Source organism: Mitsuokella jalaludinii (genome assembly GCF_928722185.1).
Lineage (GTDB): Bacteria > Bacillota > Negativicutes > Selenomonadales > Selenomonadaceae > Mitsuokella > Mitsuokella jalaludinii.
In genome coordinates this window covers 664,505-678,712 of the sequence record NZ_CAKMXA010000001.1, presented here as the reverse complement: position 1 = coordinate 678,712, position 14,208 = coordinate 664,505, and the positions used below count along the sequence as shown (strand labels likewise).

The 14,208-nt window shown below is 57.9% G+C and carries 13 protein-coding genes; all 13 read left to right on the top strand.

Annotated elements, in window-relative coordinates; genetic code table 11:
• The first annotated feature begins 23 nt into the window (after positions 1-23).
• The 13 genes from QDI87_RS03095 to QDI87_RS03035 all read left to right on the top strand — a co-directional run bounded on the left by QDI87_RS03095 (position 24) and on the right by QDI87_RS03035 (position 14,089).
• Complete coding sequence (locus QDI87_RS03095) at positions 24-242, top strand: hypothetical protein (RefSeq protein ID WP_036376922.1); 219 nt, start codon at positions 24-26, stop codon at positions 240-242.
• Positions 220-924, top strand: coding sequence for a transporter substrate-binding domain-containing protein (locus tag QDI87_RS03090; RefSeq protein WP_081828445.1), 705 nt, complete (start codon positions 220-222; stop codon positions 922-924). The genes QDI87_RS03095 and QDI87_RS03090 overlap by 23 nt, the downstream gene beginning before the upstream one ends.
• A 30-nt stretch (positions 925-954) precedes the next feature.
• Positions 955-1,605, top strand: coding sequence for an NAD(P)H-binding protein (locus tag QDI87_RS03085; protein ID WP_255240397.1), 651 nt, complete (start codon positions 955-957; stop codon positions 1,603-1,605).
• Between the two features lie 338 nt (positions 1,606-1,943).
• Positions 1,944-2,339 (top strand): D-ribose pyranase, encoded by a 396-nt coding sequence (gene rbsD, locus QDI87_RS03080; protein WP_036376917.1) that lies wholly within the window; start codon positions 1,944-1,946, stop codon positions 2,337-2,339.
• Between the two features lie 76 nt (positions 2,340-2,415).
• Positions 2,416-3,423 (top strand): LacI family DNA-binding transcriptional regulator, encoded by a 1,008-nt coding sequence (locus QDI87_RS03075; protein WP_036376914.1) that lies wholly within the window; start codon positions 2,416-2,418, stop codon positions 3,421-3,423.
• A gap of 29 nt (positions 3,424-3,452) precedes the next feature.
• Positions 3,453-4,367, top strand: coding sequence for a ribokinase (rbsK, locus tag QDI87_RS03070; RefSeq protein ID WP_036376911.1), 915 nt, complete (start codon positions 3,453-3,455; stop codon positions 4,365-4,367).
• A 36-nt stretch (positions 4,368-4,403) separates the two neighbouring features.
• Positions 4,404-5,735 (top strand): L-fucose:H+ symporter permease, encoded by a 1,332-nt coding sequence (gene fucP / locus QDI87_RS03065; RefSeq protein ID WP_036376908.1) that lies wholly within the window; start codon positions 4,404-4,406, stop codon positions 5,733-5,735.
• Positions 5,736-5,974: 239 nt separating this feature from the next.
• Positions 5,975-7,189 carry an L-lactate MFS transporter gene (locus QDI87_RS03060; protein ID WP_255240396.1) on the top strand — a complete coding sequence of 405 codons (1,215 nt, stop codon included), beginning with the start codon at positions 5,975-5,977 and terminating at the stop codon, positions 7,187-7,189.
• 99 nt (positions 7,190-7,288) lie between these two features.
• Positions 7,289-9,373, top strand: a complete 2,085-nt coding sequence (cooS, locus tag QDI87_RS03055) for an anaerobic carbon-monoxide dehydrogenase catalytic subunit (protein WP_278742196.1) — start codon at positions 7,289-7,291, stop codon at positions 9,371-9,373.
• 114 nt (positions 9,374-9,487) lie between these two features.
• Positions 9,488-10,483, top strand: a complete 996-nt coding sequence (locus QDI87_RS03050) for a hypothetical protein (protein WP_278742195.1) — start codon at positions 9,488-9,490, stop codon at positions 10,481-10,483.
• A 23-nt stretch (positions 10,484-10,506) separates the two neighbouring features.
• Positions 10,507-11,442, top strand: coding sequence for a polysaccharide deacetylase family protein (locus tag QDI87_RS03045; protein ID WP_278742194.1), 936 nt, complete (start codon positions 10,507-10,509; stop codon positions 11,440-11,442).
• Positions 11,443-11,708: 266 nt separating this feature from the next.
• Complete coding sequence (locus QDI87_RS03040; RefSeq protein WP_278742193.1) at positions 11,709-13,520, top strand: sensor domain-containing diguanylate cyclase; 1,812 nt, start codon at positions 11,709-11,711, stop codon at positions 13,518-13,520.
• Between the two features lie 179 nt (positions 13,521-13,699).
• Entirely contained in the window at positions 13,700-14,089 is a 390-nt protein-coding gene (locus QDI87_RS03035; RefSeq protein ID WP_036376896.1) for a hypothetical protein, read from the top strand.
• The last annotated feature ends 119 nt before the right edge of the window (positions 14,090-14,208 follow it).

The following is a 14,208-nucleotide window of genomic DNA, read 5'->3' as shown; positions in this document are numbered from 1 at the left end:
ACAGATAGGGGAAATGATGTGTCATGAAAGGATACAAGAGTGTACTCATAAAGGATACGACGCGAGAGGAGCGCGAGGAGATCGTGCGGCGGTCGCTCTCCTGTGAATCGGGTTGCGAGAACTGCTCCGGCTGTGCCCTGGGGGTCGGAGACCCGTTCAAGATGTATCAGCCGTATATCGAAGGAAAGGAAGAAATCCGCGATATCAATCGCCGGTTCAATGCAAGCTATGGAATCCACTGAGAAAAGTCTGCTGTTAGGCACGCCAGGCGATTACCGGCCGATGGCCTATCATGAGCCGTTCACGGACTCGTACCGCGGGTTTGATATCGAACTAGCCTGGCGCATCGCTGCGGAGCTCGGCTACGAGGTGGTGTTCAAGGAGATTTCCTGGGATATGCTAGCCCACGAGGCCAAGACGGATGCTTTTGACATGGCAATCGGCGGCATATCCCGCACGCCGCAGCGCAAAGAAGAGCTGATCCTGTCAGACAGCTACCTTGAGACGGGCAAGACAATCCTCTGCCGCGAGGCCGACGCGGCGCGCTTCGGCAGTCTGGCCGATGTTGATCGCCCGGGGGTCCGCGTTTTGTATAATCCTGGCGGCACGAATGAGGATTTCGTCAAAACGCATCTTCATCATGCCGACTGCCGTGTCTTTGCCAGGAATGCCGCTATCCCGGACTGCATCGCAGCGGGCAAGGCGGATGTCATGATCACGGAGACGGTGGAGGCAGCCTTCTACACGCGGCAGGTGCCAGCTCTGGCCGCACCGCTCCTGGCGCATCCCTTCACGCGTGAGGCATTCTGCATCGTGATGAGCCGGAAGCGTGCCGATATGGTCAGGGTGGTCAATCTCGTCCTAGCCGATTTCCGTGCGAGGGGCATCTTGCAGGGGATGGCAAAGCGTTATTTTGATTATTGACTGTTGGTATGGTAGAGGAAGGATGACGATATGAGAGCGATTGTTGTCGGTGCGACAGGTGCCGTCGGGCGCGACCTCGTGGAGGCGCTCTGCGCCGACCCGCGCTATACAGAGGTGCGCACCTTCACGCGCCGCGAACTCGGTGTCGATGACCCGAAGCTGCGGCCGTACGTCGTTGATTTTGAGCGCACGGAAGGCTGGCATGATCTCGTGCAGGGGGATGTCATCTTCTCGGCGCTCGGCACCTCGAAGAAGCAGGCGGGCTCGAAGGAGGCGCAGTATCACATCGACCACGACTACCAGCTGATGTTCGCGACCTTCGCGAAGCAGAACGGCGTCCGTCACATGGTGCTCGTCTCGTCAGCTGGTGCCGATACAGGCTCTTCGTTCTTCTACATGAAGCTCAAGGGCGTCATCGAGAGGGACGTGGAGGCGCTCGGCTTTGCGGGCCTGACCATCGTGCAGCCTCCCTCTCTCATCCGCAAGCACGCGAAGCGGCCGCTCGAGACGATTTCTGTCAAGGCCCTCCAGGCGCTCAATGCCATCGGCCTCTTCAAGAGCATGGCTCCCATCTCGACGGAGATCGTCGCGCAGTGCATGGCCGAAGTGGGGGGCGAGCCCTTCGAGGGTGTGCGGCGCATCAGCAAGCAGGCCATCCGCCGCTTCGCCCAGTCGAAATAAAATGAAATAAATCAAGAAGGTTTTCTTCGTCGAGATTGAGCGGCCAGATGCTGGCCGCTTTTTTCTAGGCTGTTTATGTAAAATTTCATATAAATATTTACATAAAACTATAGCCAAATATGCTGTAAGCTGCAATAAGGCGAGAAAATAATGGCAATATCACGCTGTAAAAAGGCTATAATCCGCGAAAAGTCTCGATTTCACAACGAAATAAGATAGTTTTCTCTAAAATCATGTAAAATAATATCTAAATTTTTATTGATTTATTTTATTCCATGGTGTATAATGACCTTGTCAACGAAAAGAAACGCAAACGATAGAGAAAAGGAGAGATTGTGATGAAGAAACGCGGTGTGCTTCATGCAGAGCTTTCGCGCTGCATTGCGGCGCTGGGTCACAAAGATCTGTTCATGATCGGTGACGCAGGCATGCCGATTCCTCCAGGTGTCGAAATCATTGACCTGGCTGTGACGGCTGGTGTGCCGACATTCCGTCAGGTACTCGATGCGGTGCTCACGGAGGCCGAGGTCGAGGGCTATTACCTGGCTGACGAAATCCGGACCAATAATGAAGAGCTTCATGCCTATCTGCAGCAGAAGCTAAAAGATGTGCCGGCCGAGTACATGCCGCATGACGAACTCAAGGCATTGTCGGCCAAGGCCAAATTCGCGATACGGACCGGGGAGTTCTCGCCGTATCCCAATGTGATCCTGCGGGCCGGTGTCGTCTTCTGAGCAAAGCTACCCGCTGTCGTTGCGCGTTCCGCCTGCTTCGTTTAGAATGAATAGGAGAAAGAAGGAGGCTGGAACCGTGAAAATCAATATCAAGAAACTGAGTGAGCTGTCGGGGTTCTCGGCAGCGACCGTATCGAATGCCCTGAATGGCAAGCGCGGCGTCAATCATGAGACGGCACAGCAGATCCTGGCGTTGGCCAGAGAGTACGGCTATGTGCCCGCGAGCCGCATCCAGAGCATCCGACTCGTGACGTACCGCGACAGTGGCGAGGTCTTTTCGGACGCGCCGTTCTTCTCGGATCTCATCGAGAGTATCGAGAACGAGAGCCGCCGCAACGGCTATGAGACAAAGCTCGTGAACCTTTACCGCCGCGAGGCGGATTACGAGCAGCAGGTCGAGGACCTGTTGGGGGATACATCCTCGGCCATCCTGCTGGTCGGTACGGAGCTCAGTGAGAAGGACGCCAAGGTGTTCCTGACGGCACAGGTGCCGCTTGTGCTGCTCGACTGTGCCTTCGAGAACCTGCCGTTCCAGTGCGTGCTCATGGAGAACGAGAACGCCGTGGCAGAAGCGGTGCGCTACCTCATCGCGCAGGGCCACACGAAGATCGGCTACCTCTACGGCAGTGTCCGCACGCGAAATTTCACCTGCCGTGCCAACGGTTACCGCCGGGCGCTGCTTGAGCAGGATCTGCCGATTGCCGATTCGTTCCAGTTCGAGATGCCGGTCTCGATCACGGGCGCCTACGAGGCGTTTGGCCATCTTCTCGACGAGGGGCGGGAGATGCCGACGGCTCTGTTTGCCGACAACGACATGATCGCGCTCGGCGCCATGCAGGCCCTGCAGAACCACAAGTACCGCGTGCCGGAGGATATCTCCATCATCGGGTTTGATGACATCGCGTTCAGTGAGGTCTGCGCGCCGGGGCTCACGACCATTCATGTCTACAAGAAAGAGCTCGGACAGGCGGCTGTGCGCCGCCTGCTCGAACTCATCCGCGAACCGGGACAGGCGAAGATGCGCATCCAGGTTTACAACAAGCTGATCGAAAGAGGGAGTGTCGCCCGGCCGCGCGCCGAGTGATGCGATATAGAGTATAGGAGGATTTTTCCATGAAGATTGCAGTGATTGGGTCGACGATGATGGACATCGTCTCGTACACAGATGAGATGCCGCAGGCCGGCGAGACGCGCCGCGTCAGCGGCTTCCACATTGCCAGCGGCGGCAAGGGGGCCAACCAGGCCATCGCCGCGGCCAAGCTCGGCGCAGATGTCGTGATGATGACCGCGGTCGGCGATGACATGTTCGGCGAGCAGTCACGCAGGAATTTCCAGGATCATCATATCGACATGAGCCTCGTCAAGACGGCAGAGGGAACGTCGAACGGTATCGCGACGATTGTCGTCGATGCCACGGGCCAGAATCGCATCCTCATCAATCCGGGAGCCAACGAGAAACTCAGTCCCGCAGACATCGAGGCGGCTGGCGATGAACTCTCGACGTGCGGCCTCTTCGTCCTGCAGCTCGAGGTCCCGCTCGAGACGGTCTATGCGGCCATCCGCTTTGCCAAGGCACACGGCATCAAGGTCCTGCTGAATCCGGCACCGGCCAGCCGCGATCTCTCGCTCGACATGGCCTGCCAGTGCGATTTCTTCGTGCCGAATGAGACGGAGCTCTCCATCCTCGTCGACAAGCCGGTCGATACGGTTGAGCAGGTCCGCGAGGCGGCAGAGAGCCTCGTCGAGCGCGGCCTGACGAATGTCATCGTCACGATGGGCAGCCGCGGCTCGCTGCTCGTCACGTCAGAGGAAACGCAGCTCGTGCCGTCGCTCAAGGTCGATGCGGTCGACAGTACGGGCGCGGGCGATGCCTTCATCGGCTGCTTCGTCGATACGTATGCGCGGACCGAGGATGTGCTCGGCTCGATGCAGCGCGCTTCCCGCTACGCGGCGCTCAGCGTCACGCGCAAGGGCACGCAGGATTCGTACGCCGATGCCAAAGAGTTTGCCGCATTCCTTGACGCTTGACGTCTGCATCCCAATCGGTTCAGGAGGAAATTTTTCATGGAAAAACAAGAAATCATCCAGTATGACAACGGTTATATCAGCAAGACACCGATTTTCCAGTTTATCCTGCTCTCGTGTCTCTTCCCGCTTTGGGCGGCGGCCGCGAGCCTCAACGATGTCCTGATCACGCAGTTCAAGAGCGTCTTCGCGCTCAGCGACTTCGCGAGTGCCCTTGTGCAGAGCGCCTTCTACAGCGGGTACTTCCTGATCTCCATCCCGGCTTCCATCGTCATCCGCAAGACGACCTATAAGACGGCCATCCTCACGGGCCTCGGCTTCTATATCGCCGGCTGCTGCCTGTTCTTCCCGGCTTCGCACATGGCGACGTACACGATGTTCCTCGTTGCGATCTTCGCCATCGCCATCGGCCTCGGCTTCCTCGAGACGTCGGCCAACACCTACAGCACGATGCTCGGACCGGAGAAGAACGCGACGCTGCGCCTCAACATCAGCCAGACGTTCCAGCCAATCGGCGCGGTCAGCGGCATTCTGCTCGGCAAGTACCTGATCTTCCAGGAAGGTGAGAGCATGCATTCGCAGCTCGCCTCGATGGATGCCGTCCAGGCCGCTGCCTTCAAGATGGAGATGCTGCAGCACACGCTGGAGCCGTACCACGTCATGATTTACATCCTGCTCGCCGTCTTCGCGCTGTTCGCCATCACGAAATTCCCGAAATGCAAGGTCAAGTCGGCTGCCGAGAAGGTGCCGGGCATGGGCGAGACGCTCTCGTACCTCGCGAAGAATAGCCGCTTCAAGAAGGGCATCGTCGCACAGTTCCTCTACGTCGGCATGCAGGTTGCCGTCTGGTCCTTCACGATTCGCCTTGCACTCCATCTCAATCCGAGCTTCAATGAGCGCATGGCCGCTGACTTCATGGTCTACAGCTTCATCTGCTTCTTTGTCGGCAAGTTCATCGCGAACTTCCTCATGACGCGCTTCTCGGCCAACAAGGTCCTCGTGGTCTACTCCATCATCGGCTGCCTCGTCCTGCTCTACACCTCGTTTGTACCGGATATGACAGCGCTCTGGGCTGCTGTCTCGGTCAGCCTGCTCTTCGGACCGTGCTGGGCGACGATCTATGCCAAGACGCTCGAAGCCGTCGAGAAGAAGTATACGGAGACAGCTGGTGCCATCGTTGTCATGTCAATCGTCGGCGGCGCCTTCGTGCCGGCCATCCAGGGTTTTGTCTCGGATGTCACGGGCTCGATGCAGTTCTCCTTCATTGTCAACCTCTTCTGCTTCCTCGCCATCGGCCTCTACTTCCGCGGTGAAGCCAAGATTGAGGCGGCAGAGGAGAAAGAATCGGCTGCCGCTGAGTCGCAGGCCTGATTGCACCATATCTCGCTCCATTGACAATCAAGTGTATTCATGGGCCATCCATATGGAATGGACATTCATACTGCTCCGATGAGGAGCGGTATTTTTTTACCTGTAAACCTATTGACATGATATGTTTACATTTGCTATGATAGAAGCGTGAGTTAAAACATATATAATTAATATGTTTTACAACTAAACAGAGAATGAAGTGTGCAGAAAAGCAAAGAGAAGGAACAGGAGGAGTTTTTATGCGAAATCGCTGGCTCATCGCGTTGGCGGCTATCGGCATCCACATCTCAATCGGCAGCGTCTATGCCTGGAGCGTCTTGACGCGTCCCATCATGGCGGAGATGGGCATCACGCTCTCGGAGACGACGGGCGTCTTCTCGACGGCCATCCTCTTCCTCGGCATCACGACGTGCTTCCTCGGCAATTTTGTCGAGAAGATCGGGCCGAAGAAGAGCGGCCTTCTTTCAACGGCGTTCTTCGCTCTGGCGATGTTCGGCACGTATCTGGCGATTTCCTGGCACACCCTGCCGCTCGTCTATCTCTTCTACGGCGTGCTCGGCGGCGTGGGCATCGGCATCGGCTATATGGCGCCTGTGTCGACGCTCATCTGCTACTTCCCACACAATCGCGGCCTGGCGACGGGACTGGCCATCATGGGCTTTGGCTTTGCGACACTGTTCGCCGGGCCGACGATGCAGCAGGTCACGGCGACCTTCGGCATCGCTGAGAACTTCCTGATCATGGGTGCGCTCTACGTGGCCATCATGCTGGCGGCCTCGCTTTACCTCAAGCCGCCTGCGGACAGCATGGCCTGCACGCACGCGAAGACACTGGTCGAGACGGGGCCGACGGCTGCTGATGCGCTCAAGACATGGCAGTTTGCCTCGCTCTGGTGGGTCTTCTTCGTCAACATCGCCTGCGGCATCGCGCTCTTTGCCCTTGCGGCACCGATGGCGCAGGATGTCATCGGTATGGAGCCGGGCACTGCGGCGGCGATGGTCGGACTCATCGGTCTCTTCAATGGGGGCGGCCGCTTCATCTGGTCGACGGTCTCGGATTACATCGGCCGCGGCCGCATGTACGCGCTGTTCTTCCTCATGGAGATCATCGCCTTCTGGCAGCTCGGCAACACGCGTGACGCCTTCCTGTTCCAGGCGATGATCTTCCTGATTACGAGCTGCTCGGGCGGCGGTTTCTCCGTCATGCCGGCCTACCTGACGGACCTTTTCGGCACGCGCCTCCTGGGCGCTGTGCACGGCCGCATGCTGACGGCCTGGGCAGCAGCGGGCATCGTCGGCCCGATGCTCGTCTCGTGGCTGCGCGTCCAGACGGGCGGCTACACCGTCCCGCTGCTCTTCTTTGCAGGCTGTTTCGTGCTGAACTTCATCATCGCGCTCGTATTGCAGCGCTTCGGCATCACCAGTGCGGCCGCGCGTTTCCATGCCACAGCTTGACAAAAGCGCGAGGAGCCAGTATGATAGGAAATAAGAAAATATACCATTTATATATGTTTTACTGATATTAATCTGGAGAGCAGGATACAGGAGGGTATTATGGCGGAAGAGAAACACACGCATCATCACGAGCATGATCATGACCATGAGCACGGTCATCACCATCACCACGAGGAAAGCCCGCTGAAACCGGGTGAGCATCCGGACTGGCGCACGCACGTCCATGCGCCGGGCGAGCATCACGAGATCGGCGTCAACGACTACATGACGGCTGTCGCCGCCTATCGCAAGACGTTTGCCTCGAAAGAGGATGTCCTCGAGCAGACACCGGACCCGGCTGTGCGCGAGATGATCAAGTACCTCGGGCAGCTCGGCCACGAGACAATCTTCGATCGCTTCGACCAGCAGAAGCCGCAGTGTACGTTCGGCCTTGCCGGCGTCTGCTGCAAGAACTGCAACATGGGGCCTTGCAAAATCACGAAGAAGAGTCCGCGCGGCGTCTGCGGTGCGGATGCCGATGTCATCGTGGCCCGCAACCTGCTGCGCAGTGCGGCCGCAGGCGTCGCCCAGCACGGCGCACATGCCCGCGAGCTCCTGCTCTCGATGAAGTTCGTCGCAGAGGGGCGCCTCAAGCTGCCAATCCTCGGCGAGAAGAAGCTCCGCACGGTATCGAAGGCATTCGGCCTCGAGACGGAAGGGAAGTCGGCCCGCGAGCTCACGGGCGAGCTCGCCGACATCCTGCTCGAGGACCTGAGCCGCGCTGTTCCTGATGACTACAAGACCATCCGCGCGATGGCGCCGAAAGAGCGCCAGGATGTCTGGGACAAGCTCGACATCATCCCCATCAGCGCCTACAACGAGGTCTTTGACGCCTATCACCGCACGGCTGTCGGCACGGACGGTGACTGGGAGAGTCTCATGCAGGAATTCCTGCGTTGCGGCCTTGCATTCTGCTTCACGGGTGTCGTCGCGGCGAACATCGGCACGGATGTGCTCTTCGGCAATGGCCACCGCGCGACCTCGAAGGTCAACATCGGCGCGCTCAAGGAGGGCTGGGTCAACATCGCCGTGCACGGCCATCTGCCTACACTCGTCAGCGAGATTGTCCGCGTCGGCCGCACGCCGGAGATGATCGAGCTTGCCAAGGCGCATGGCGCAGAGGGCATCCAGTTCTACGGCGTCTGCTGCTCCTGCCTTGCGGCCATGTACCGCTACGAGGGCGTCATCCCACTCTCGAATGCTGTCGGCGCTGAGCTCGTGCTCGGCACGGGTGCACTTGACCTCTGGTGCGCCGACGTCCAGGATGTCTACCCGGCCATCATGGATGTGGCCCGCTGCTTCAAGACGACTGTCGTCACGACGTCGGAGAATGCCCGCCTGCCGGGCGCGGAGCACTATGCCTACGACCATCATCATTCGAACGTCGAGGATACCGAGAAGATTGCGCGCAAGATTGTCACACGCGCCATCGAGAGCTTCGCGGAGCGCCGCGACATCCCCGTGCACATCCCGAAGTACGAGGTCACGGCTGAGGTTGGCTTCACGGCGGAGAACGTCGCCGAGCAGTTCGATGGCTTCAAGGGCCTCTACGAAGCGCTCAAGGACGGCCGCATCCGCGGCATCTGCAACATCGTCGGCTGCTCGAATCCGCGCGTCGTCTACGAGCGCGCTACGCTCGATGTCGCGCGCACGCTGATCCAGAACAATATCCTGATCCTGACGAATGGCTGCGCCTCGTTCCCGCTGCTCAAGATGGGACTCTGCAGCAAGGACGGGGCAGAGGAGGCCGGCGCCTCGCTGAAGGCCTTCCTCAAGGAATACGATCTGCCTCCTGTCTGGCATGTTGGCGAATGCGTCGACAACACGCGTTCGTCTGCCATCTTCGGCGGTATTGCAGCCGTTGCGGGCAAGGCAATCAAGGATATGCCATACGCCTTCTCGAGCCCGGAGTGGTCGAATGAAAAGGGACTGGATGCTTCGCTGGCGTTCCGCCTGTTCGGCGTCGACTCCTACCACTGTGTCGAGCCGCCTGTCCAGGGCTCGACGAATGTGGAGAATTTCCTCAAGCGTGATACGAGAGAGCTGCTCGGCTCTGTCATGCACGTCAATGTCGACCCGATCGCTCTCGGCAAGGAGATCGTCGCAGACATCGAGGCACAGCGCCAGAAGCTCGGCTGGGACTGAGCCCTGCTTTTATATCGAGACGGAAGAGACCTGCTGCACTGCGGCAGGTCTCTTTGCAGATTCTGCGCGAAAGCGATATACTAGAGGGGCAGATAAATCTTGCGGGGTGATTGTATGGCAAATGTCAAGACATATAAGATGGAGCCGGAGACGAGCGAGAAGCTCCAGAAAATCTGTGAGGAGCTCAACCTGACCTGGGATGGGACCTTCCAGACGCTCGCCAATCTCTACATGCAGCAGAAAGCCATCGGAGCGCTGCCGGAGCGCGGCATGGAAGTCAAGGAGTTCCAGAGCCTGCTCAACCGCGTCTCAGAGGCGTTCACATATGCGCTGACGGTCAATGCGGATGCGGAAGAGCGCATCCGCCAGGAATTCACCAAGAAATTCGCGGCGCAGCAGCAGGACCTCGCGGCCGAGAAGACGCGTGCCGAGATGGCCGCCAAGAGGGCAAAAGAGGCAGAGTTGCGCGCCCAGGAGCAACAGGGACAGGCAAAGACGCTGCGCGAAGAGCTGGAGAAGCTCACGCGGGAACTTGGCCATGTCAAGGAGGAGGCGCGTCTCGCGGCCAAGGCGCAGGCAGACTCACTGGCCGATAAGGAGCGGCTCAATGCCTTGCAGGCCCAGCAGCTCGCGGCCCTGAAACAGGAAGTTGAGGCCTGCCGCGATGCGGCAGCGGCTGCAAAGGAAATCCAGGAAAAGGCGGATGGACTGCAGCGCAGCCTCATGGCAGCAGAGCATGCGAAGGAGCAGGCCGAGAAGCAGGTGGCAGAGCTCCGCGCAGCTCTCGATGACAGAGAGCAGCAGATGAAGGCGCGCACCGACGCGCTTGAAGCACAGTACACACAGGAGAAGCACATGCTGCTCCTCAAGGCAGAGAATGAGCGCCAGTCGGCCGTGCTCGCGGTCAAGGCCGAATATGCCGCGCGCATCGAGTCCCTGCAGGAGAAGTACATGGCCAAGTATATGGCCAAGATGGAGGCTTCTTATGGCGTATCTGGAGCAGGCAGTGGAAACGTTCAGCCTGTGCAAAGGGAAAAGGAAGAAGCGGAAGATGCAGCCGTGAAAGAGGCATCCGGAAATCCAGCAGGAAAGGAGGGTGAAAGAGCATGAGGATCATGGAGAGCAGAGCGCAGATGAGAAAGGAAAAAACCATGGACAGGATTGGCGGGGCAACCGGTCTTGTCAGGCGGCTGATGCTGGGGAGCATCGTCTTGCTGGCGAGCATATCGCTGCTCGCGGGCTGCGGCCGGCAGCAGGCGGAGAGCCCGGAATCATCTTCTTCTGCAGATGTTGCTGAGTCATCATCCCGTGCAGGATCCTCCTGCGTCATTGTTGACGATGCTTTCTCGAACCTGCAGCTGACGGACCCGACGATACCTGTCTACGACAAGTACACGCTCTCGGAGCGCCGTGCGAAAGGCTTGACGACGACCATGCCAGATCTCACGCCGTATAAAGAGGGCAAGGTCGTCTACCTGACGTTTGACGACGGCCCCGACGAGAAGAACACGCCTGCCATCCTCGACATCCTCAAGGAGAACGGCGTCCAGGCGACCTTCTATGTGACGGGCCAGCATGCAGAGCTCCATCCCGATGTCCTGCAGCGCATCTATGCAGAGCACCATGCCATCGGCAATCACAGCTACGATCACGATTACAAGAAACTCTACGTCTCGCCGGAGACATTCCTCTCTGAGATGGAACGCACCGACGAGATCATCCACGGCATCCTCGGTGTTCGCCCTCTGATCCTGCGTGCGCCGGGCGGCGTTATTGGTCACTTCACGAAGGCATACGATCCGGCGCTCAAGGCGAGCGGTTACGTCGAGCATGACTGGAACGTCAGCTCGGCCGATGCAGCGCCGAACCATCCGGTCGCGCAGGACTTCATCGACAACATCGACAGTCAGACCGACAAGCCGGTGGCAGCGCATGCGGCCATCATCCTCATGCACTGCTCCGAGGGCCATGAGGAGACCGTCAAGGCACTGCCAGAGATCATCCGCATCCTCAAGGCGAAGGGTTATACCTTCGGCGTCATCACACCGATGACACCGCAGCCCTGGTGATGTACGCAGCATGGGAGAGCATTGAGCCGGATTTGCGAAAAAGAGCGGGCCTCTAGAAGGATAGAGCCCCGCTCTTGTCGTATATATACACTTATAATGAATGCAAGAACAAATCGTGTTATCTGGCTGGTCCGACAGTGCAAATGACGTCAAAGAGGCTGGATAGGGATTTGCGCTGGAGACGCGGATCGTTTCTGTGCAGGAGGACGGGCAGCGCTAGATGCCAGCAGAAGAATCATCATCCGGGACAAAGGGAGGAACGATGCATGAAGCTAAGTGAGAGCAGGCAGCAGTCCAAGAACATCATCATCACGGCCTGCGTATTCCTGATTGGACTCCTGTGCTGGGGGGTCATGCTGCAGGATCTCTACACAAAGCGCATCTTGTCCCTGCGCGAGCATTGCCGCCTCGACGCTGTCGTTTTTGCCGATGAACTCCAGCAGGACTTCTCGGAGGGAGAGTCTATCGTCAAGGCGCTGGCACTGACCATCGGCAACAGCCAGAATCAATCGGCAGAGGGCCTCGGACATGTGATGGAGATTGTCGCTAGCCGTACAGATATCCCCCTTGACAGTATCCTGCTCGCGCCGAATGGCGTGGTTGCGGCTGTTTATCCTGATTCGCGGAGCAGTGCACTTGGGTACGATATCTTTGCTGAACCCAAGCGCAAGCTAGCAATGCAGTACAGCCTGCAGGCGCATGCTTTTGCCGTGATAGGGCCGATAGAGACGACAGGCGGCGGGATGGTCATGGCTATCGTAAATCCAGTATTCCTGCATACGGCGGGTGACAAGGAATCATTGTGGGGATTTGCAAATGTCCTCGTCAAGGTGCCGGACATCTTCGCCAAGACAGTTGCCAATCTGGATCAATCTGGCTTGGCCTATCGACTCGAGAAGACGGGGGTCAGCCATGATGGTTATGTGACCATATTGGAGTCTGATGTACCGCCGACTGACCCCGTCAGCTACACCTTTTCTTACGGCGGCTGCCAGTGGCACATGCAGGTCGCCCCGAAAGACGGCTGGCAGGTCATGGGCCCCCTGAGCACGGCTGTCACTCTCGGCTTCCTGACCTTGATCATGCTGACGGTGCTGACATACGTTCTGCTCTACATGCGCGATAGGGAGAAACGTCTGCGCCGTCTGGCCATGACAGATCAGCTCACGGGGCTGCTCAACCGCCACGGCCTCGAGTCTGTGATCCAGGAGAGACTCAATCAGGATAAGATGGATCAGGCAATCTTTGTGCAGCTTGACATCGATGACTTCAAGCTCATCAACGATATCTTCGGCCACAGGATCGGCGATAAAGCGCTGCGTCACCTCGCTGTTATCATGCGCGTATTCTTTCCGCGCGAAGCCGTCTTAGCCCGCAACGGTGGTGATGAATTCATCATCGTGCTGCCGACGCGCACCATACCAGCGGCTGAGCGCATGGTGCGCGACTTTGTCAGCCTCAAGAAGGAGTTCAACTACAAGCAGATGGTCTATCAGTACACCATCTCGATGGGATATGCTGTCTATGCCGCCAATCAGGCAGATGGTAAGTCCCCGCTCGACGTGCTGCGCGATGCCGATACGGCCCTCTATATGGTCAAGCTGCGCGGCAAGAACGGCTGCTGCCGTTATGCACAGGGCATGGCGGCGACGCGCCGCGTGCAGATGGGCTTCTCGCTGCGCGATGTCGTCTTCAATCTGCCAGCTTCCATCCTGATCTACGATGCAGAGAGCGAGGAAATCCTCTTTGCCAATCAGGAACTCATCTCCCTGTTCGAGTGTGACGATCTCGATGACCTCCTCGCTTACACGAAGCGCAGATTCCGCGGCATCGTCCATCCTGATGACTATGAGCAGGTGGACACGAGCATCTGGCAGCAGGTCTACGCCTGCAACCTGAACAAGCGGGAGAAGGCCAACGATGCCGTAAACTACCGCATCGTCACGAAGCATGGCAGAGTGCGCTGGGTCATCGATCGCGGCCGCCTCGTCCAGAGCGATTTCTACGGGCGCATCTTCTATGTGATCCTCGTTCCCGATGAACGGATGGATGCCGCATCCGATAAAGCGGACCAATGACGAAGGATCCAGGCAATATGCTGTATACTGTCTTGATGATATCGCTCGCCTGTGATATAATGCAAAATATAAAGACACGCAACGAAGCGGCTATGCTCCCTGCGTGTCTTTTTCATTATCTCCACATGATGCAGTAGCTCAATCCAGTTCACGCCGTGTATATGCGAGGAGGATGCTTTATGATCAGTTTTCCATTATTCACCGAGCTTGAAGCCAAACGTGATGCCGTCAATGCAAAGTTCCACCGCGAGACGGAGCCGCAGCTCATCGAGCGCTTCCAGCAGTTCGGTTTTGTGCCGCGCGATGGAGAGGACGCGCACTACATGTCCTTGAAGGAGAAGAGCACGGGCAACCTCTACCTTTTGACCTGCAGTGCCTATGAGATCACCATCATGTTCGAGCACGTCCGGACGGGCGAGGCCATCAAGATCTGCGAGATCAGCAACTTCGCCCTGAGTGCCCATACCATCATGAACATCGTCATCGCCTCGATCGACAGTTGGCTCCAATACGGTGTCGTCTACGATTATCGCAAGGCACAGAACTTCGAGGACTACCTGATGAGGTAACGCGCATTTAGCACTTTTTAGCACTCGGCAGCACTTTTGTCGGTGGGGCTGTCTCGGACTGCCGTAATCATGCTATAATATCCTTGGCATCAAAAGCATCAATCTGTATCAGTCGATTG